Annotated in this window: 15 protein-coding genes; 10 read left to right on the forward strand and 5 right to left on the reverse strand. The window is 75.3% G+C overall.

Annotation, left to right across the window (positions count from 1 at the left end; translation table 11 throughout):
* The first annotated feature begins 18 nt into the window (after positions 1-18).
* The gene (locus DQ238_RS15260; protein ID WP_113782131.1) at positions 19-1,977 is read left to right on the forward strand and encodes a 3-oxoacyl-ACP synthase III family protein; all 1,959 of its coding nucleotides are present in this window, start codon (positions 19-21) and stop codon (positions 1,975-1,977) included.
* A 48-nt stretch (positions 1,978-2,025) separates the two neighbouring features.
* Here the strand turns inward: DQ238_RS15260 and DQ238_RS15265 are convergent, their stop codons facing one another.
* Together DQ238_RS15265 and DQ238_RS23325 are read right to left on the reverse strand one after the other, a co-directional pair.
* Positions 2,026-3,774, reverse strand: a complete 1,749-nt coding sequence (locus DQ238_RS15265; RefSeq protein ID WP_233495995.1) for an alpha/beta hydrolase — start codon at positions 3,772-3,774, stop codon at positions 2,026-2,028.
* Between the two features lie 317 nt (positions 3,775-4,091).
* Positions 4,092-7,055 carry an MDR family MFS transporter gene (locus DQ238_RS23325; RefSeq protein ID WP_199506366.1) on the reverse strand — a complete coding sequence of 988 codons (2,964 nt, stop codon included), beginning with the start codon at positions 7,053-7,055 and terminating at the stop codon, positions 4,092-4,094.
* Positions 7,056-7,258: 203 nt separating this feature from the next.
* Here DQ238_RS23325 and DQ238_RS22875 point away from each other — a divergent pair, with 203 nt between their 5' ends.
* From DQ238_RS22875 to DQ238_RS15295, 5 genes are all read left to right on the forward strand, one after another.
* Positions 7,259-7,870, forward strand: a complete 612-nt coding sequence (locus DQ238_RS22875) for a TetR/AcrR family transcriptional regulator (protein WP_158550806.1) — start codon at positions 7,259-7,261, stop codon at positions 7,868-7,870.
* Between the two features lie 108 nt (positions 7,871-7,978).
* On the forward strand, positions 7,979-9,163 hold the full coding sequence (locus DQ238_RS15280) for an NAD(P)/FAD-dependent oxidoreductase (RefSeq protein ID WP_113782132.1): 1,185 nt from the start codon (positions 7,979-7,981) through the stop codon (positions 9,161-9,163).
* A gap of 144 nt (positions 9,164-9,307) precedes the next feature.
* On the forward strand, positions 9,308-10,669 hold the full coding sequence (locus tag DQ238_RS15285; protein WP_113782133.1) for a DUF2254 domain-containing protein: 1,362 nt from the start codon (positions 9,308-9,310) through the stop codon (positions 10,667-10,669).
* Between the two features lie 228 nt (positions 10,670-10,897).
* Positions 10,898-12,907, forward strand: coding sequence for a primary-amine oxidase (locus tag DQ238_RS15290; protein ID WP_113782134.1), 2,010 nt, complete (start codon positions 10,898-10,900; stop codon positions 12,905-12,907).
* A gap of 42 nt (positions 12,908-12,949) precedes the next feature.
* On the forward strand, positions 12,950-14,542 hold the full coding sequence (locus DQ238_RS15295) for an APC family permease (RefSeq protein ID WP_113782135.1): 1,593 nt from the start codon (positions 12,950-12,952) through the stop codon (positions 14,540-14,542).
* Positions 14,543-14,608: 66 nt separating this feature from the next.
* On the opposite strand, the gene DQ238_RS15300 is transcribed toward DQ238_RS15295, so the two are convergent.
* Complete coding sequence (locus DQ238_RS15300) at positions 14,609-16,141, reverse strand: ATP-dependent DNA ligase (RefSeq protein WP_113782136.1); 1,533 nt, start codon at positions 16,139-16,141, stop codon at positions 14,609-14,611.
* Between the two features lie 128 nt (positions 16,142-16,269).
* Complete coding sequence (locus DQ238_RS15305) at positions 16,270-17,469, reverse strand: FAD-dependent oxidoreductase (RefSeq protein WP_113782137.1); 1,200 nt, start codon at positions 17,467-17,469, stop codon at positions 16,270-16,272.
* A 130-nt stretch (positions 17,470-17,599) separates the two neighbouring features.
* Between DQ238_RS15305 and sigJ the strand changes: the two genes are divergently transcribed.
* The 3 genes from sigJ to DQ238_RS15320 are packed head-to-tail and all read left to right on the forward strand — an operon-like array spanning position 17,600 to position 19,397.
* Positions 17,600-18,511 (forward strand): RNA polymerase sigma factor SigJ, encoded by a 912-nt coding sequence (gene sigJ / locus DQ238_RS15310; protein ID WP_113782138.1) that lies wholly within the window; start codon positions 17,600-17,602, stop codon positions 18,509-18,511.
* The gene (locus DQ238_RS15315; RefSeq protein ID WP_113782139.1) at positions 18,511-19,035 is read left to right on the forward strand and encodes a DUF6463 family protein; all 525 of its coding nucleotides are present in this window, start codon (positions 18,511-18,513) and stop codon (positions 19,033-19,035) included. The genes sigJ and DQ238_RS15315 overlap by 1 nt, the downstream gene beginning before the upstream one ends.
* A complete protein-coding gene (locus DQ238_RS15320) occupies positions 19,032-19,397 on the forward strand; it encodes a hypothetical protein (RefSeq protein WP_113782140.1) in 366 nt (121 codons plus the stop codon). The genes DQ238_RS15315 and DQ238_RS15320 overlap by 4 nt, the downstream gene beginning before the upstream one ends.
* Before the next feature lie 88 nt (positions 19,398-19,485).
* On the opposite strand, the gene DQ238_RS15325 is transcribed toward DQ238_RS15320, so the two are convergent.
* Entirely contained in the window at positions 19,486-20,220 is a 735-nt protein-coding gene (locus DQ238_RS15325) for an SDR family oxidoreductase (protein WP_233495996.1), read from the reverse strand.
* A gap of 116 nt (positions 20,221-20,336) precedes the next feature.
* Here DQ238_RS15325 and DQ238_RS15330 point away from each other — a divergent pair, with 116 nt between their 5' ends.
* Positions 20,337-20,684 (forward strand): 3-keto-5-aminohexanoate cleavage protein, encoded by a 348-nt coding sequence (locus DQ238_RS15330; protein ID WP_113782141.1) that lies wholly within the window; start codon positions 20,337-20,339, stop codon positions 20,682-20,684.
* Positions 20,685-20,707: the final 23 nt, after the last annotated feature.

A 20,707-nucleotide genomic window follows, 5' to 3' on the forward strand; every position in this document is an offset into this window, starting at 1 on the left:
CGAGCAGAGAGGACTGCGATGAACGCCTTCGTCCTGAACCGGCACGGCCGCATGGTGTTCCCCTCGAACATCATGCCCGAGCTGGACTTCTCCACCGTGGAGACGCTCGACCAGCTCGACAGCGTCATCCGCCGCGACTTCGAGACCAAGGCCCCCAGCGGGACCGACATCCTCGAGCGGGTGCGCACCGGCGCCTACGCGACCCGCTACGACCTGATGCGCGACCTGGCGCTCAACCTGTTCTGGGCCAACCGGTTCTCGATCACCATGTACGACAAGCGGCCCACCCGCTGGGCCGACCTCCCGCGGACCCGCTCCGACGTGTTCCTGCCGGTCCTGGAGCCGTGGGAGGACGGCGAGACGAAGGTGCGCGCCGTCCAGGACGCCTACCCGCAGCTGTCGGCCCGGTGGAACGCCGACTGCGAGGACCGCATCTTCGACGTCCTCTTCGACGTCTTCGCCAACCGCCGCCACCACGCCTCCACGCTGCCGGCGGTCAAGCCCACGGTCGCGGAGTTCCTGGAGCAGCCGGGCAACCTGACCTTCCGGCTGCCGTCCTACGACCCGGACTACCCGGTCTACGACTACGACGACATCCTCGACGTGAACGAGGACGTGCCCGAGCTCGAGGCGCTGCACCGGTGGGCGATGGTGCTGCACAACCAGTATCCGTGGGACCGCGCGCAGATGGAGCTGGCCGAGGCCGGTCAGCTCAAGGACGACGACTGGGTGGTCGCCTTCCACCCGCGGGACAAGGAGGTGCGGGCCTTCCTGCGCCGGCTGCGCGCGGGCGTCGCACCTGGGCACGCCGCCGCCCCGCGGGAGTCCCGGCCGCCGGTGCGGCCGTACCCGGAGGTCGACGTCCGCCGGCGCTTCGCGGTGCTACCGCGGCTGGAGGCGCTGGCCGCGGTGCACGGCGACCAGGTGTGCAGCAACGACGACCTGATCCGCAACACCGCCTACAACTGGTCGCCGATGAGCGCCGAGGAGATCTCGACCAAGACGGGCATCGAGGAGCGCCGGTACAGCTCGCTGCCCCTGGAGGAGCTGGCACTGCAGGCCGCCGAGGCCGCGCTGGGCAAGGCCGGCCGCCAGCCGGAGGAGATCGGCGCGGTGCTGGTGTGCACCTGCACCAGCTCCCGGCTGATCCCGTCGCTGGCCACCTACCTGTGCGGTCAGCTGGGCATGCACCAGGTGTTCGCCGCCTACGACCTCATCGCCGCCTGCGCCGGCATGCCCTACGGCGTCGCCGACGCCACCCGGCTGCTGCAGGAGGTCGAGCGGCCGGTGCTGGTGGTCTGCGTGGAGAAGTTCTCCGACAAGATCGGCAACGTGCGCACGTCGCGGATGATCTTCGGGGACGGCGCGGCGGCGATGGTCGTGGGCCCGGCCCCCGAGGGCGCGGACACCGACATCGACGTCCTGAAGACCTACGCCAGCGGCCCGGCCAGCGAGGTCAACTCGATCCTCTGGCCCAACCCCGAGTTCGACAACAACATCACCGTGTTCGGGCCGCAGGTCAAGGCGTTGGCCGGGCGCTACCTGGCGCAGATGATCGAGGAGATCTCCGCGTTGCCGCACCCGGAGGGGCAGGACGGTTCGCTGCTGGACAGCGTCGAGCTGATCGTGCCGCACCAGGCCAACAAGACGATGGTGATCGGCCTGGCCGAACGCGCCGGGCTGACCGCCGACCAGCTCTACTTCAACATCGAGCAGGTGGGCAACACCTCGTCGGCGAGCATCCCGCTGGCCATCCACGACGCGGTGCGCGACGGCGTGATCTCCTCGCCGCTGCGGATCTTCGCCCCCGGCTTCGGTGCGGGCGCCGTGGCCGGGTACGCGGTGATGCGGGTCGACCCGGCCGTGGTCGCCGTCCAGGAGCCTGCGTCGGCCGACACCGACTCTCCGCCGCACACCGGCGGCGAGTCGGCCGAGCCCTCCACGGCGTCCGAGGACGTGCAGGCCGCCTTCGGCTGAGCCGCCCCGCCCGGGTCCGGCGGGATGCCGCCGGACCCGGGCACGGGGTCAGCTGGCGACGGGGCGGCGGTCGCGGACGTAGGAGCCGGGCGCCGGCTCCAGCGGCGGGTGCGCCGCGCTGCCCAGCGCCTCCCGGGCCGGCTCCTCGGCGCCGGAGCGCTGCAGGATCCACTCCGACCAGGGCTCCCACCAGCTGCCGGTGTGCTGCTCGGCCGACGCCCGCCAGGCGTGCGGGTCGGGGCCGGGCTCGCCGCCGGTCCAGTAGCTCATCTTCGGGTTGCCGGGCGGGTTGACCAGGCTCTGGATGTGCCCGCTGGAGCTGAGCACGAAGGTGCTCGGGCCGGAGAGCAGCTGCGTGGTGCGGTAGCAGCCGTCCCACGGGGTCAGGTGGTCGGTGAGCGCGCCGGTGACGAACGTGGGCACGGTGATCCGGGACAGGTGCACCGGCGTGCCGAGCACCTTGAGCCTGCCGGGCCGGATCAGCGAGTTGTGCGCGAAGATGTCGAGGAACTGCTCGTGCAGCGTCGCCGGCAGGTTGGTGCCGTCGGCGTTCCAGGCGAGGATGTCGAACGCCGGCGGGTCCTCGCCCATCAGCCACTGGTTGACCAGGTAGTTGAAGACCAGGTCGTCGGGGCGCATCCAGGTGAACACCGCGCCCATGTCCCGGGCGCTGATGACGCCGCGGCGGCGGCTGTTGCGGCGGGCGAGGTCGAGCAGCCGCGGCCCGGAGAAGGCGCCCAGCGGCGCCTTGGAGGAGAAGTCGAGCAGGGTGACGGCGTACCCGGCCGAGTGCACCCGGTCGTCGCCGGTGGTGGCGAGGTGGTTGAGCGCGGTGGTCATCACCTGGCCGCCGGCGCACAGGCCCAGGGTGTTCACGTCGGGGGAGCCGGTGATCTCCCGGGCCACGTCGGCGGCGCGGACGACGGCGCCGGCGTAGGTGTCCAGGCCCCAGTCGGCCTGCTCCCGCGTCGGGTTGCGCCAGCTGATCATGAACACCTGCAGGCCGCGGCTGACCGCGTACTCGACCAGGCTGCGCCCGGGCCGCAGGTCGAGGAAGTAGAAGCGGCCGATCGGCGGCGGCACGATGACCAGCGGCCGCTGCCGCACCCGCTGGGTCGTCGGCGTGTACTGGATCAGCTCGATGACCTCGTCACGGTGGACGACGGCCCCGGGTGTGATGCCGAGGTCCTCGCCCACGGTGAACGCGCTGCGGTCGACCTGGGCGGGCAGCCCGCGGTTGTACCGGATGTCGTGCAGCATGTGCCCGAGCCCGCGCGCCACGCTGCGCCCGCCGGTGTCGAAGGCGCGCTTGAGGGCCGCCGGGTTGCCCATCAGGGTGTTGGTGGGCGCCATCGCGCTGGTCAGCGCGTTGAGCACGAACCGCGCCCCCTCGACCTCCCGCCAGTCCCCGCCACCGGTGGCGTAGTCGTCGACCAGCCGCTCGATCGACCCGGTCAGCGCCAGGTAGCTCTGCGCGAGGCGCCGGTAGGCGGGGTTGCCCGACCACGCCGGGTCGGCGAAGCGCTTGTCCTTGGGGGAGGGGGCGATCGCGTCGGTACCCCGCAGGATGCGGACGGCGTCGCGGCCGAAGGTGGCCACCTCCCGGGCCACCGGGCGGGGCTGGGTGAACACCGACAGCAGGCTGCGGGCGATGCCGCCCGCGGTGGGGACGGGGACGTCCTCGGCCCCCTCCACCGAGGCCAGCGCCTCGGACTCCCGTCGGGGGACGGGCGCCACTGCTTCGTCGGACCGCCGGTCGGCGGGGTCCTGCTGCGGTGTCCGGATCGTCCTGGTCACGAATCCTCCTGTGAGACAGCTCACACGACCCTCTGACCGTAGCGCCTGGAGCGCGCTCCCGGCCGGGCGGCTCGTGCTCGAACCGGGCTGCCTCGGCGGAGGGCGAGCCGGGGACGTCGAGCACCTCGAGGGCGACCAGCCGCCGGTGACGACGTATCGAGTGCGGTGGACGGTGCCGACAGCCCCCGGCCGATCACGGGCCCCACCTCGAGCCCGTTCCGGAGGCCGCTCGGCCGCCACTGCACCCGGGGACCCCGGGGCCGGCCCCGTGCGGCGGCCCACGGCGAGCTGCCGGTCGCTTCCGCGGTGGCCGGCGCTCAGGGTGTCGACCCGGTCGTCGACCCGCTGGACGTGCCGGTGCCCGGTTGCGTCGTCCCGGTCGAACCGGTGCTGGTCGAGGACGTGGTGCTGGTCGAGGACGTGGTGCTGGTCGAGGACGACGTCGAGGTGCTCGAGGACGACGTCGAGGTGCTCGTCCGGGTCGGGGTGCTCGACGAGGACGAGGTCGTGGTCGGCGTGGTGGTCCGCGGGGGTGTCGTGGTCCGCGGGGATGTCGTGGGCGTCGCTGTCGTGGTCGGCGTGGTGGTCCGTGGGGCTGTCGTGGTCGGCGTGGTGGTCCGCGGGGGTGTCGTGGTCGGCGGAGGGGTGGTCGGTGCCGTGGTGGTGGGACGCGGGGCCTGGGTGGTGGTCGGCGTGGTGGTCGGCGTGGTGGTCTGTGGGGCCGTCGTGGTCGGCGGAGGGGTGGTCGGCGTCGTGGTGGTGGGGCGCGGGGCCTGGGTGGTGGTCGGCGCCGGAACGGTGGTGGTGGGGGCGGGGGCCGTCGTCCCGGCCGGAGCCGGGACCGGGGCGGGTGCGGTGGTGTCCGGGGCCGGAGCCGGTGCGGTGGTCGTGCCCGGCGCGGTGCTCTGTGTCGAGGCCGGAGCCGACGAGGACGTCGTGGCCGCGCTGCTGCTCCCACCCGCGGTGGTGCTGCTCCCGGCCGCGGCGGTGGTCCCGGCCGCGGCGGTGGTCCCGGCCGCGGTCGTGACGGCGCCGCCGGTGGCCGTACCCCCGCCCGCGGTGGTGGCGCTGCCACCAGCTCCCGGGGTGCCGGCCGCGTCGGTGGTGCCCGCCGTCATCCCGGTCCCGGTCGGGGAGGGGAGGAGCCACGGCGGCGTCGTCTCGGGAAGCGTCCGCTCGGCCGACCCGCGGGCCGGGCCGGCCGACCGCACCGGGACCGTGCCGGTGGCGTGGACCCCCTCCAGCGCCGACCGCGCCGGGTCGGCCGAGACCGCGTCGGCGGGTGACCCGGGCAGGACCGTGCCCGGCCCGGCCCCGGTCGCCGTCCCGCCGTCCCCACCGAGGAGCGCGGTCGGGTCGCTCCCGCCGTCTCCGCCGCTGGCGGTGTCCCGCGAGCTCTGCGCGATGCCGCCCAGGCCGAGGAAGATGCCGAGCACGGCCGCACCGGCCAGCAGGCGTTCCACCCGGCGGGGGAGCCGGCGCGCCGGGACGGTCGTCGACCGGGGGACGAAGACACCTCCCTTGCGGCGGCCGCTCGCGTCCCCGGGGCGGCCCTGCGGGGGAGCGGTGGACGTCGGGGCCGCGGCGCCCACCGCCTGGGTGGCCTGTCCGGCGGGGTCGCGGCCCGGCGCCGTCCCGCCCGCCGTCTGGGCGGCCGCGGCCTGGCGGGCCGCGATGCCGGAGAGGTTGCGCAACGGCACCTGCGGCAGGAAGAGGGCGACGACGAACCCGAGCGCCACCACGCAGGCGGCGATGAGGAACACCAGGTCGAGGGAGTTGGCGAACCCGGTCTTGAACGGCAGCGCCAGCGCGTCGGGCAGCCGCTGGATGAACGAGGTGTCCGACAGGTCGCCGCCGCCGGCGCCGCCGAGCTGTTGGAGCTGTGGAGCCAGTCGGGGGTCGGCCTCGACCGCGTCGGTGACGGCGCGTCCGATCTCGGTGGGCAGCCGGCTGAACAGCACCGACAGGAAGGCCGCGGTGCCGAAGGTGGCGCCCATCTGCCGGAAGAAGGTCACCGAGGAGGTGGCCACGCCGATCTGGCGGGGGGAGACGGCGTTCTGCACGGCCACGATCACGGGCTGGAAGTTGAAGCCCAGCCCCACACCGAGCAGGGCCATCAGCGGGACCAGCGCCCCGTAGGAGGTGTCGGCCCCGACGACCCGCGACAGGCTCACCAGGGCGACGGCCATGAGCACCGAGCCGGCCAGCGGGAAGACCTTGTACTTGCCGGTCTTGGCGATGGTGAGCCCGGAGCTCATCGCCCCGACCATGATCCCGGCGACCAGCGGGAGCATCTGCAGGCCGGCGAGGGTGGCGCTGGAGCCGTGCACGATCTGCAGGTACTGCGGCAGCAGCAGCAGGCCGCCGAACATGCCCGCGCCGATGACCAGACTGGCGGCGCCGCTGACGGTGAAGCTGCGGTTGCGGAACAGCCGCAGCGGCAGCAGCGCATCCTCCCCGTAAGCCCGCTCGGCCAGCACGAACAGGGCGAACCCGACCGCACCGATCGCGTAGCAGACCAGCGCCCGGGTCGACGTCCAGCCCCAGCTGCGGGCCTGCTCGGCCACGATGAGCAGCGGGACGACGCAGACGACCAGGGCCAGCGCGCCGGGCCAGTCGATGCGGTGCTCCCGCCGCTCGTGGGGCAGGTGCAGCACCCGGAACACGGTGGCGAACGCGGCGAGGCCGAGCGGGACGTTGAGGTAGAAGATCCAGCGCCAGCCGTCGGCGCCCAGCAGGCTGCTCTGCCCGGCCAGGAACCCGCCGATGACCGGGCCGAGCACGCTGGAGGTGCCCCAGACCGCCATGAAGAAGCCCTGGTACCGCGCGCGTTCCCGGGGTGGGACGAGGTCGCCGATGATCGCCAGGGCCAGCGACATCAGCCCGCCGGCGCCGATGCCCTGGATCGCGCGGAACGCGGCCAGCTCGTACATCGAGCTGGCCAGGCCGCACAGGATCGAGCCGGCGACGAAGATCGCGATGGCGAACAGGTAGAACGGCCGCCGGCCGTAGATGTCGGAGAGCTTGCCGTACAGCGGGGTGGAGATCGTCGAGGTGATCAGGAACGCCGTGGTGGCCCAGGCCTGCAGGTCGTAGCCGTTCAGGTCGTCGGCGATGGTGCGGATGGCGGTGGAGACCACCGTCTGGTCCAGGGCGGCGAGGAACATCGCCACCATCAGCCCGACCAGGATCGTCATGATCTGGCGGTGCGTGAAGGCGCCGGGCGCGGCCGTGCGGGCGCCCGGCGGCTCGGCCGCGTCGGGGCGGGGGCGGTGGCTCATGCGGTCCCTCTCCGGCAGGAGTCCGCGGGCGGCGACGCGCCCGGGCCGTCGACGTCCAGCTCGGTCCCGGGGGCGGGGGCCGGCCCCCGGCCGAGCGGGACGCGCCTCGCCAGGTCGCTCCGAACCTGCTGCTCGTGGGGCATGCTCACTCCAGACGATCGTCTGAGACGCCCGTATCAGGTCCGGGCCAGCATGGAGACCGCATGACGCAGAGCGCAACCCCCGCACGGCTGCTCGACGCCGCCGAGGAGCTGCTGGCCCAGCACGGCAGCTCGGGCACCTCGGTGCGCGACGTGCTCAAGCTGGCCGGCGTCGCCAACGCCGCCGCGGTCGGGTACTACTTCGGCGGCAAGGCCGACCTCGTGGCCGCCGTCGAGCGCCGCGTGGTCGACCGGGTGCTCACCGACCGGGAGCGCTCGCTGCAGGCGCTGGGCGGTGCTCCCGACGTCGAGGGGCTGGTCGACGGCTGGGTGCGGCCCATCGTCGCGCTCCGGTGCGCCGGCCGGGGCCGGTACGCCGCGCGGGTCTTCACGCGGATCTTCGACCAGCCGCCGGCGCGGTGGGAGGCCAACGGCGCGGCGGCGACCCGGGCGATGGCCGGCCGCTACCAGGCCGCCGTCGCAGCGCTGGTGCCGCACCTGGACGAGCGCGAGCTGGCCTGGCGCTGGCAGTGCATCACCGCCACGACGGACTTCTACGCCATCGGTGCCCTCGACTTCGGCGAGCCCGCTCCCGGTCCGGACGACGTCGACGACCACGTGCGCCGGCTGGTGGTGCCGGGCAGCGCCGTGCTGCGCGCCCCGGCGGCCCGCTGACCGGCGCGCCCGGAGGGGTGGAAACGCGCGGCGACGTGTGAGGGGATGCCATCCCCGGGAGCTCGCCGGTCGCGGCGGGCAGCCCGACGCCGACGGGAGGTCACCGGCATGACGCGAGCGCTCGTCATCGGGGGCGGGGTCGCCGGCCCCGTGGCGGCCATGGCCCTGCAGAAGGCGGGCATCGACGCCGTCGTCCACGAGGCCCACCCGACGCCGTCGGGTGACGTCGGCGCGTGGCTGGGCCTGCAGACCAACGGCCTGGACGCGCTGCGGGCGATCGACGCGGAGCAGGCGGTCCTCGACGTGGGTTTCCCGACGCCGGTGATCGAGTTCCGCAGCGGCACCGGCAAGGTGCTGGGGTCCACGGCCACCACCGGCCCCGCACCCGGCGGCACCGTCGGCCTGTCGATGAAGCGCTCCGAGCTGTACCGGGCGCTGCACGGCGAGGCCCTCCGCCGCGGCGTCGACGTCCGCTACCGCTCCCGGCTGGTCGACGCGCGCGGCACCCCGGCCGGCGTGACGGCGACCTTCGCCGACGGCACGACCGAGACGGCGGACCTGCTCATCGGCGCGGACGGCGTCCGGTCGACGGTGCGGTCCCTGGTCGACCCCGGCTGCCCACCGCCCCGGTACGTCCCCGTGCTGAACACCGCCGGCTACTCCGAGCACACCCCGGCCGGTGCCGAGGTGGGCCGGCTGACGATGGTCTTCGGCCGGCGCTCGTTCTTCGGGTACCTGCCGGCGCCGACCGGGCAGACCTGGTGGTTCGCCAACCCGCCCCTGACCCGGGAACCCGCGCCCGACGAGGTCGCCGGGATCCCCGACGCGCAGTGGCGTTCCCTGCTGCGCGACCTGCACGCCGGGGACCGCTGCCCGGCGGGGGACCTCGTCGAGGCCACCGCCGGACCACTGCGCGGGTGGACCACCTACGACGTGCCGACCGTGCGCCGGTGGCACCGCGGGCGCACGGTGCTGATCGGGGACGCCGCGCACGCGACCTCACCCGCGGCCGGGCAGGGCTCGTCGCTCGCCGTCGAGGATGCCGTCGTCCTGGCCCGCTGCCTGCGCGACCTGCCGGTCGAGGACGCCGTCGACCTCTTCGAGCGCACCCGGCGGGCGCGGGCGGAGCGGGTGGTCGCCCAGGGCTTCCGGACCAGCAGCGCCAAGTCCCCGCCCGCCGTGGGTCGCGTGGTCCGCGACCTGGTCTTGCCGGTCGTGCTGCGGCGTCGTGACCCGCAGGCCTGGATGCGCCGTCACCACGTCGTCTGGGACGCCCCCGCGCTGACCGCCTGACCGCACGGGCGGGGTGGTGCCGCACCCGGACGGGGCGGCCGGCCGGAGGGCGCACGGGAGGGGCCGCAGTGCGCCGTCCGGGAGGACGATGCTGCGTGGCCGCCCGGCCGGTACACCGGACCGCACGACGGAGGGCTCGGAACGATGCGATGGGACGCCGCGCGGGAGCAGGTGCGCGGATCGCTGTGGGTGATCCCGACCGGGTGCGTGGTCGGCGCGCTCGTCCTCGGGGAGCTGCTCTCGCGCATCGAGGTGGGCCCGACCTCGCCGCTGGCCTTCCAGGGCACCGCGGACGACGCCCGGAGCCTGCTCAGCGGGATCAGCGGCACCATGATCACGGTCATCGCGGTCGTGCTCGGCCTCGCCGTGGTGGCGCTGCAGCTGTCGTCGACCCAGTTCTCGCCGCGCCTGCTGCGCAACTACCTGCGCGACCGCGCCAACCAGGTGGTGCTGGGCGTCCTGGTCGGCACGTTCGCCTACAGCGCCGGCGGCCTGTTCACCGTGGGCGTCGCCGGCGGGGCGCGCAACGACGAGTTCCCGCGGTTCGCGGTGTCCGTGGCCATCGGGCTGCTGTTCGTGAGCCTGGCGCTGCTGGTCTACTTCGCCCACCACCTGGCCCACTCCCTGCAGGTCGACGACATCATGCGGGTGGTCGAGGAGAACGCCCTGCCGGTGATCCGCTCCGACGTGTTCACCGAGGAGGACGAGGAGCTGCCGGCCCCGCCGGCGTGGGCGGTGGCGGTGGCGGCCCGCCGCTCCGGCTACGTCCAGGCGGTCGATCTGCGCCAGCTGCTGTCGGCGGCGACCGGCCGGCGGCTGACCGTGCGGCTGCGCGTGCACGTCGGCGAGCACGTGGTCGCCGGCACCGTGCTGGCCTGGGTGTGGACGGCGTCCCCGGCCCAGGCCCCGCCGCCGGCCGCGGAGCTGGCCACCACGCTGGACCGCACGGTGCGCATCGGCTTCGAGCGCACCCTCGAGCAGGACCTGGGCCTGGGCTTCCGCCAGCTGGCCGACCCGGCGTGCAAGGCGCTGTCCCCGGCGGTCAACGACCCGTACACGGCGGTGCAGGCCATCGACCACCTCGCGGTCCTCTTCGGCGCGCTGGCGGCGCGGCCGGTGGGGGACCACGTCGCCCGGGACCCCGACGGCAGCGTGCGGTTGGTCGTGCCGGGACGGCGGTTCGCGGAGCTGCTGGCCATCACGGTCGGGCTGATCCGGCGCTACGGCGCGGCCGAGCCCAACGTCGTGCAGGCGCTGCTGCGGCTGCTGGCCACCTGCGCGGCCCTGTGCACCGAGGACCCCCGCCGGTGGTCGGCCATCGCGACCGAGGCGGGCCTGCTGGTGGACGACGCGGAGCGCTCGATCCGCCAGCCCGAGGACCTTGCCGTCGTCCACGCCCAGGCGCGCGTCGTCGCCGAGGCGCTCGACGACCGGCGCGCCGGGCGCCTGTCGCGGCTGGGGCACGCGGCGGCGGGCCCGCCGGCACCGGCGCCGACGCAGCCGTGAACCGGCGCCGGACGTCCGGACCCCCGCTCGACCGCGGAACCGATCCGGACGTCGGGCCGGCGCGCCCGGATCGACCACGCGGTGGAGGCGGTCGGTTCCACCGGGTGAGAACGGGCGGTTGGCGCCCCGGCCGGTGGCCCTCGCCGTGACACGTGCGTCACCCGTCCTGCACCGGAGCTGCCTAGCGTCGGCCGCACACGCTCGCCGCGCTCCGACCGGAGGTCCGCCATGACGCTCATCGAGGGCGCACCGCGCCAGGAACTCGCCGTCCCGCCCGTCGGGCACCCGCTCGAGCCGCTCACCCCGGAAGAGCTGTCGCACGCAGCGGCGCTGATCCGCGGCGCCGAGGTCTTCCCCGAGGGCACCCGCTTCGTCTACCTGGAGCTGGTCGAGCCGCCGAAGGACCTCGTCTCGTCCTGGACCCCCGGCACCGTCTGGGACCGGCAGGCGCGGGCCGTGCTGCGCAGTCCCCGGGAACACGCCACCTACGAGGCGGTGGCCTCGCTGGGCACCGGCCGCCTGCTGTCCTGGCGGCACGTCGAGGGCGTGCAGCCGCCGATGACCGCCGAGGAGTTCCTGGCCTGCGAGGACGTCGTCCGGGCCGACCCGCGCTGGCAGGCGGCGGTGCGGGCCCGCGGGGTCGAGGACTTCTCGCTGGTCATGCTCGACCCGTGGGCGTCGGGCTACACCGGGCCCGAGGACGACCCGGGCGGCCGCCGGCTGGCCCGGCCGTTGTCGTTCGTGCGGTCCGGGCCCGACGACAACGGCTACGCCCGCCCGGTCGAGGGGCTGGTCGTCACCGTCGACCTGGACACCATGACCGTGCTCGACGTGGCCGACTCCGGCGTCGTCCCGCTGCCGCCGCAGCCGGGCAACTACCTGCCCGAGCTGCTCGCCGAGCCCGGCAACGTCCCGGCCTTCGACCGGCCGCGCGCCCCGATGAAGCCGATCAGCACCACCCAGCCGGAGGGGCCCAGCTTCACCGTCGACGGTCACGCGGTGGCCTGGGGCCCGTGGCGGCTGCGGATCGGCTACACCCCGCGCGAGGGGCTGGTGCTGCACGAGATCGGCTACGTCGACCGGGGCGTGCTGCGGCCGGTCGTCCACCGCGCCTCGCTGTCGGAGATGTTCGTCCCCTACGGCGACCCGCGCCCCACCCACTGGAACAAGAACGTCTTCGACATGGGGGAGTACGGCCTGGGCTGGCTGGCCAACCCGCTGGAGCTCGGCTGCGACTGCCTCGGCGAGATCCGCTACTTCGACGGGTACGTCAACGACCAGGACGGCGAGCCGGTCCGGATCCCCAACGCCGTCTGCATGCACGAGGAGGACGCCTCGATCGGTTGGAAGCACACCGACTTCCGCACCGGCCGGGCCGAGGTCCGCCGCAACCGCCGCCTGGTCGTCTCGATGATCGCCACGGTCGGCAACTACGACTACGGCTTCTACTGGAACCTCTACCTGGACGGCAGCATCGAGTTCGAGGTCAAGCTGACCGGCATCCTCTCCACCGGCGCGCTGCCGGTGGGGGAGGACCCGGTGTGGGGGACGACGGTGGCCCCGGGCCTCATGGCCCCCAACCACGAGCACTACTTCAGCGTCCGGCTGGACATGGCCGTCGACGGGCCGCGCAACAACCTCTACGAGGTCGACTCGGTGTCCGACCCCGCCGGCCCGCACAACCCCCACGGCAACGCCTGGCGGACGCGCCGGCGGCACCTGACCCGCGAGTCGGAGGCCCAGCGGCTGCCGGACCCGCTGGCCGGCCGGGCTTGGCTGGTCAGCAGCGCCGACACCGTGACCGCGCTCGGTGCCCGGCCCAGCTACAAGGTCGAGCCCGGGCCGTACACCGCGCCGCTGTGGCGGGAGGGCTCGGAGCAGGCCGCCCGCGGCGGCTTCGCCACCCGGCAGCTGTGGGCCACCCCGTACGACCCGGGCCAACGGTTCGCGGCCGGGGAGTACGTGGCGCAGAACCCCGGACCCGACGGGCTGGTCGCCTACACCGCCGGCGACCGCTCGCTGGTCGATGCCGACCTGGTGCTCTGGTACACCATCGGCGCCCACCACGTCGTCCGCCCGGAGGACTGGCCGGTGATGCCGGTGACCCGGGTCGGCTTCCACCTCAAGCCCTTCGGGTTCTTCGACGGCAACCCGATGCTCGACCTGCCGGCCGAGGGCGGGCACTGCGCCCCCACCGTGGCCGACGGCACCGACCGCGGCAACGCCTGCGGTCACTGACCCACCGGGACGACGACGCCAGCAACGGACCCGAGGAGACCCATGTCCACCGACCACCTGCCCGGCACCGGTCCGGGCGACCCCGCCCGGACAGAAGAACCGCTCGTCCCGGTCGCCAGCAGGCTCAAGGCGGGGTCGCTCGGCCTGCTGGGCGTGCTGTTCATGGCCGTGGCCAACGCCGCACCGATCACCGCGATGACCGGCAACGTGCCGATCGCCATCGGATCCGGCAACGGGCTGGGCGCTCCGGCGGGTTTCCTGGTGGCGACGGTGATCCTCACCCTGTTCACCGTCGGCTTCGTCGCGATGGCCCGGCACATCACCACCGCGGGCGGGTTCTACGGCTTCATCTCCCACGGCCTGGGCCAGGTCTGGGGGCTGGCCGCCGGGGTGCTGGCCACCGTGGCCTACGTCGTCTTCGAGGGGTCGCTGATCGGGATCTTCAGCTACTTCGCCTCCGACGCGATCGACCAGTGGTTCGGCTGGGACGTCGACTGGCTGGTGCTGGCCGGCGTCGGGATCCTGATCGTCGCGGTGCTCGGCTACTTCGACATCAGCCTGGCCGCCATCGTCCTCGGCGTCTTCCTCGTCGCCGAGGTCGTGCTGCTGTCCGCGCTGGCGCTGTCGGTGCTGGTCCGCGGCGGCGGGCCGGACGGGATCGTGTGGCAGTCGGTCAACCCGGTGGAGGCGTTCACCCGGCTGCCGGAGGGCGGCGGCTTCGGCATCGAGGGGCTGGCGGCGGGCAGCGCGGCGATCGGCCTGTTCTTCGCCTTCTGGTCCTGGGTCGGGTTCGAGACGACGGCGGTCTACGGCGAGGAGTCGCGCAATCCCAAGCGCATCGTCCCGCGGGCCACCCTGCTGGCGGTCGTCGGGCTGGGGCTGTTCTACACGTTCGTCTCCTGGATGGTGATCTCCGGCAACGGCGCCCGGCGGTCGGTGGAGCTGGGGGCCTCCTTCGACGGCATCGGCCTGTTCGCCGGGCTGGCCGAGCGCAACCTGGGCGGCGCCTGGGTGGTCGACGTGTACCTGTTCCTCATCGTGGCCGGGTCGTTCGCCTGCGCGCTGGCCTTCCACAACGCCGCCGCGCGCTACATGTACGCCATCGGCCGGGAGCTGCCCGCGTGGCGCCGCTCGCTGGGGGCCACGCACTCGGTCCACGGCTCGCCGCACGTCGCCTCGGTGGTGCAGTCGCTGGTCACCGCCGTGCTGACCGTGGCCTTCTACGTGCTCACCGTGGGCGGAGAGGACCCGCTGCAGGGCGCCTACACCTACCAGTACGGGCTGCTGGCGCTGATGGGGACGATGGCCATCCTGCTGGTGCAGTCGATCTGCTCGGCGGCGGTGGTCGTCTACTTCCACGTGCGCAAGGTGCACCCGGGCAACGTGCTCACCACCGGCGTCGTCCCGGCGCTGGGCGGCCTGGGCATGCTCTACGTCGTCTACCTGCTGTTCGACAACCTCAGCTTCGCCGGTGGCGGCGCCGCGGTCTCGCCGTTCTTCCACGCCATCCCGTACCTGGTCGCCGCGGTGTTCGTGGCCGCCGCCGGGTGGGCGCTGTGGCTGCGGTCGCGCCGTCCGGAGGTGTTCGCGACCATCGGCCGCACGGTGCTCGACGAGAGCCACGAGCGGGCGTGACCGGACCCCTGCACCCCGCCTCCGACCCCGAGGCCGACCCCGAGGCCGTGTCGTGGCCGCGGCCGCTCAGCCGCCGGTGAGCAGCGCGCGGACGGCGTCGACCGTGTCCGCCTCGGCGGGGGTCTTGTCCGGCCGGTAGCGCACCACCCGGGCGAAGCGCAGGGCGACGCCGCCCGGGTAGCGGGGGCTGCGCTGGGCGCCGTCCAGGGCGACCTCGACGACCAGCTCGGGGGCGAGCAGCACGCCCCAGGACGTCTGCTCGTGGGCGAGCCCGGGAAAGGTGTGCGTCTGCCAGTCCAGCAGCTCGTCGGTCATCCCCTTGAAGGTCTTGCCCACCATCACCGGCTCCCCGCCGTCGGGGTCGCGGGCGCCCAGGTGGATGTTCGACAGCCTCCCCGACCGGCGGCCGTACCCCCACTCCGCGCCGAGCACGACCAGGTCGAGGGTGTGCACCGGCTTGACCTTCTGCCAGGCCCGGCCGCGCCGGCCGGCGGCGTAGGCCGCGTCGAGGGCCTTGACGACGACGCCCTCGTGGCCGGCGGCCAGCGCGTCGTCGAGCACCTGCGCCGCCTCCTCCGGGCCGGGCCGCCGCACGCCGGGCATCCGCAGCGGCGCGTGCTCGCGGGCGGCCAGCAGCCGGGCGAGCGCGTCGAGGCGGACGTGCAGCGGCTCGTCGAGCAGGTCGCGGCCGTCGAGGTGCAGCAGGTCGAAGAAGTACGGGGACAGCAGCACGCCGGCGTCGGCGCCGTCGCTGCCGAAGCGGCTCATGGTGTCCTGGAAGGCGCGCGGCCGGCCGTCGTCGTCCAGGGCGAGGGTCTCCCCGTCGAGGACGGCGACGTCGCACGGCAGGGCCCGCACGCGCTCGACCAGCTCGGGCACCCCGTCGGTCACCTCCCGCAGGGTGCGGGTCCACACCCGGACGACGTCGCCGTCGCGGTGGACCTGGATGCGGGCGCCGTCGAGCTTGTGCTCCACGGTCACCTCCGCGCCCAGGTCGGCGAGCGCGGCGTCCAGCGAGGAGCCGGGGCTGGCCAGCATCGGCCGCACCGGCCGGCCGACCCGCAGGCGGACCGCGTCGAGGGCGTCGACGCCGCCGGCCAGCGCGGTGGCCGCGGTCTGCGGCAGGCTGCCGGAGAGCATGAACGCCCGCCGCACGTGCGCCGCGGGGACGCCGGCCGCGGCGGCGACCGCGTCGAGGACGACGCCCTCGAGCGCGCCCTGGCGCAGCTCCCCGGTGAGCAGCCGGACGAGGAAGCGCTGCTCGTCGGCGGTGGCCGCGCAGAACAGCTCGCCGAGCGCCGCCTTGCGCCGGGCGGCCGACCCCGGCCCGGCGGTCGCGGCCAGCTCGGTGAGCGCCCGGTCGACGGCGGCGACGGTCAGCGCCGGACCCGGGGCGGGGTCGTGTGCCAGCCGGGACAGCGTCCGCCAGCCCACGCCGATCCGGCCCTGCAGCGGCTCACCGGCCAGCCACGCGGTGACCGGCGGCACCTCCTCGGCGCCCGCCCGCCGCAGCAGCTCGGCGACGGCCGCGGCCTTCGCGCCGCGGGAGCGGGTGGCCGCGACCGCGGCGGAGGCGGCGACGACGTCGGCGAGCAGCACGACGCCATCGTCGCAACCGCCACCGACACCCCGGCCGTCCCGCCCGGGAAGGGGGTCACCTGCACCGGCGGGCGCCGGCGCCCGGGGTCGGCCGCCGGCGCCTCCGTGGACGGGGTCCACCGCGGCACCTAGGCCCGGCGGGCGGCCCGCGGACCCGTCCGCCGTCGGCCTCCGGCGCGGGCGAGGCGCTCGGCCGCGGCGGTGGCGGCGGTGACGGCGCTGGCGACCGACACCTCGGCCAGCAGACCGGGGGCGGCGACCTCGTCCCCGGCGAGGAACACGTCGTCGCCCTGGTCGATGCCCGGCCGGTCCCGCCAGGTGCACCCGGGCAGGTCCAGCGCGCCGGTGCGGCCGCGCGCCACCGCGTCGCGGCGCCACACCGTCCGCCCGCGCCAGCCGGGGACGCCGAGCCCGACGAACTCCTCGAGCGCGGCGGAGGACGCCGCACGGTCCTCCCCCTCGCGCAGCGGCCGGTGGGCCTGGACCAGGACGCAGCCGGCCGGCGCGAGCGTGGGGTCGACCCGGGAGAAGCCCTCCAGCCAGCCGGCCTCGTCCAGGTCGGAGACGATGAACGCATCCCCGCGGCGGCGCTCGACGACGACGTCCAGCAGCATCGTGCTGCCGCCGACGGCGGGGGTGGCCAGCGGCCGGCCGAGCAGCGTGCGCACCGCCGGCAGGGACGTCGCCACCACGGTCGGCCCGTCGGGCAGGGTGGGAACCGGGCTGCCGACCTCGATCCGGACGCCCAGGCCGCGGGCGTGGTCGGCGAGCCGGTCGACGAGCGCCGCCCAACCGCCGACCAGGTAGCGGGGGCCGCCGGTGGGGTTGGTCACCCGCAGCAGCCGCTCCCACACGAAGGCCGCCGAGAGCCTGCCCGGGTCGGCGGTGTAGGTCACCACCCCGGCGAACGAGGAGGCCGCCGCGGCCGCCTCGTCGCCGAGCACGCCCGCCACCCAGCTGCGGAAGTCGGTCCCGACGGGCGCGGTCCGTGCCCGCCCGGCGAGCAGCCGCAGCAGCCCGGCCGGCGGGGCGGCGCGCAGCCGCCCGTCGCGGCGGAAGCGGATGCCGCCGGCGGCCGAGAACGACAGCCGGCGGGAGGGCCGGGTGAGCCCGCGGCGGGAGAGCCAGGCCCACGCCGGCCCGTCGGCGTACAGGACGTGCGGCCCGTCGTTGGCCACGAACGGAGCCGGCGTCGAGCGCGCCCGCCCACCCAGCCGGGGGTGCGCCTCCAGCAGCCGCACGTCGGCACCGGCCTCGGCCGCCGTGACCGCGGCGACCAGACCGGCCAGACCGCCACCCACCACCACCAGTTCGCCTCTGCTGCTCATGCCGTGAAGACACGACCCGGCCGGCGGCTGTGACATCCCCGCCCGGACATCCCCGCCCGGACATCCCCGCCCGGCGACCCGGGAGCCGCAGACGTGTCACAGCCGGCCGGGCGGCGGTGTCATACCGTCTGTGGACCCCTCCGCGGACCAGGAGCCGACGCAGACCTTCGAGCGGTACCGGTCCCTGCTGACCGGCCTCGCGTACCGGATCCTCGGCAGCGTCGCCGACGCCGAGGACGTGGTGCAGGAGACGTGGCTGCGCTGGTCGGCGGTCGACTCCGCCGACGTGCGCGACCCGCGGGCCCTCCTCACCACCATCGCCTCCCGGCTGGCCCTCAACGCGCTGCGGTCGCGGCGCGACCGCCGCGAGAGCTACGTCGGGCCGTGGCTGCCCGAGCCGGTGCCCACCGCCGACGACGGGTCGTCCGTCGCCGACCCGGTCGAGCCGGTGCTGCTGGCCGAGAGCGTGTCGCTGGCCTTCCTGGTGGTGCTGGAGTCGCTGTCCCCGCTGGAGCGGGTGGCCTTCGTGCTGCACGACCTGTTCGGCTTCGGCCACGACGAGGTCGCCCTCGTCCTGGGCCGCTCCGAGCCGGCGGTGCGCCAACTCACCTCCCGCGCCCGGCACCACGTGCAGCAACGGCGTCCGCACGCGGTCAGCGATCCCGAGGAGCACGCCCGCGTCACCGCCGCGTTCATGAGGGCCGCCGTCGACGGGCAGGTGTCCGCGCTGCTCGAGCTGCTCGCACCCGACGTCGTCCTGCTCACCGACGCCGGCGGGACCCAGAAGGCGGCGCTGCGGCCCATCCACGGAGCGGACAAGGCGGCCCGTTTCCTCACCGCGATCAGCTCCGACGTCACCGGGGTCCGCTGGACGCTGGCTCCCCTCAACGGCCGCACCGGCGTCGTCGTGCACCTCGCCGACGGCCTGCTGGGCACCGTCGACCTCGACGTCAGCGCAGGACGGGTCAACACCGTGCGCGTGCAGCTGAACGCCGCGAAGCTCACCGCCGTCCGCCGCGCCGCCGACACCGGAGGACCCTGATGCCGATCCGCCCCGCTGCGCCGCCCGCCCGCCATCCCCGACCGGTCGTCGGCGTGTCGCTGCTGACCATCAGCGCCGCCCACCTGGCCCTCGGCGCCGTCGCCCACTGCAGGACCTTCGCCGCGATGGCCGCCGACGGCCTCGTCGGCAGCCTCGACCCCGCCCCTGGCGCACCGGAGAGCGCCGCGCGGCGCGGGAACGCCTTCTGGTTCGAGACCACCGGCGTCGCGCTGCTGCTCCTCGGCGGACTGACCGACCGGCTGGAACGTCAGGGCCACCCGCTGCCGCCCGGGCTGGGGTGGGGGCTGGGCGCCACCGCGCTGCTCGGCGGGGCGGTCGTCCCCGTGTCCGGGGTCTGGACCCTGCTCGTCCCCGCCGCCGTCGTGCTCACCCGGTCGAGGACGACCCGCCCGCGGGAGTCCAGCGGCGGAGACCGGCGCGGGAGGGGCCGCCGCGCCCAGCAGTACCGCCGACGCGCCGACGGTGGTGCCATGGGGAGGAGGAGATCCGGGAGGACACCATGACCGACGAGCAGATCCACGACGCGCCCGCCCGGGGCGGTGCCGTCGTGCCGTGGCGCGCCTCGGGGCTGCCCGAGCCGGGCCGGCGGCCGGCCCGGCTCGCCGCCGCGGCCCGCACCCTCGCCCGCACGCGGCCCGCGCGGGTCGTCCGGGCGCTGCCGGCCGGGCCGGTGCTGCGCGCCTCCGTGGCCGCGGTGGCCACGGCGGCCGTGGGCACGGTGCTGCGCGGTCTGGTCGCCGCGGCACGGTCCGGAGGCGACGTGCCACCCCTGGCGCCGGTGCGGCCCTCCCCGGAGCCGGCCGCCGGCACCGACGTCCTGGTGCGGTGGACGTCGGTCGAGATCCGCTGGACGTCGGACCGCTGACCGACCGGGTCCGGGTCGGCGCACCGGCGGGACGCCGGGACCGGCGCAGGCGACGGCTGAGCCGGACACGGCGCCGGGGGCCGTGCCGCTATCCGCGCCCGAGGTAGGGCATGCCGGTGGCGTGCACGGTCAGCTGCGCCACGTTGGCGTCCAGCGGCAGGCTGGCCATGTAGACCACCGCGCGGGCGACGTCCCCGACCGCCATCCTCGGCTCGGACCGCACGCTGCCGTCGGCCTGCCGCACGCCGGCCGCCATCCGCTCGGTCATCTCGGTGGCGGCGTTGCCCACGTCGATCTGTCCGCAGGCGATGCGGTGGGGCCGCCCGTCCAGGGCGGTCGCCCGGGTCAGCCCGGTCACGGCGTGCTTGGTGGCCGTGTACGCGGCCGACATCGGCCGCGGGACCTGGGCCGAGATGGAGCCGTTGTTGACGATCCGGCCGCCTGCGGGCCGCTGGGCGCGCATGACCCGGAACGCCTCGCGGGTGCACAGGAAGACGCCGGTCAGGTTCACCGCCACGACCGCCTCCCACTCGCCCAGCGGCACGTCGCCGACCTCGTGCTCCGGCGCGGACCGGCCCGCGTTGTTGACCAGCAGGTCCACCCGCCCGTGGGCGGCCACCGCCTCGTCGAACAGCGCCCGCACCGATGCCTCGTCGGTCACGTCGGCCGGCACCGGGTGCAGCGCCGCGCCGCCGCCTCGCTCGGCCACCGCGCGCAGCGCCTCGGCCCGGCGGCCGGCTAGGACGACCCGCCAGCCCTCGGCGGCCAGGGCCAGCGCCGTGGCCGCCCCGATGCCGCTGCCCGCGCCCGTCACGATGGCCACCCCTGCGCGCACCACCGCACCTCCCGGTCAGGCCGCGTCCCGTTCCGCGGCAGGCGCCCCATCCTGTTCCCGACGGGCGTTGGCGGCGCGCGCGGTCCCCGGCACGGTGGAGCGCCATGAGGACGCAGCCGGTGTGGCTCGAGGTGGCGCTCAACGGGCCGTGGACGCGGGCGCGGCAGCCGGGCATCCCGGTGACCGGCGGCGAGCTCGTCGAGCAGGCCGTGGCCTGCGCCGGCGAGGGTGCGGCGGTCGTGCACCTGCACGCCTACGACGACGCCGGGTCCCCGCGGGAGGCCTGCGAGCTCTACGCCGACTCCGCCTCCGACGTCCGGACCGGGCTGGGCATCTGCCGCGACTCCGGCCTGGTGCCCAGCTACGCCGTCTACGAGCCGGGTTTCCTCCGCGCCGGCGCGGCGGCGGGTGGGCGGCTGGCCACCCCGGCCGAGGTCCGCGCCCCCACCTGACGGAGACGTGGGCGGCCTCCCTG

The organism is Geodermatophilus sp. TF02-6 (assembly GCF_003319115.1).
Taxonomy (GTDB): Bacteria; Actinomycetota; Actinomycetes; order Mycobacteriales; family Geodermatophilaceae; genus Geodermatophilus.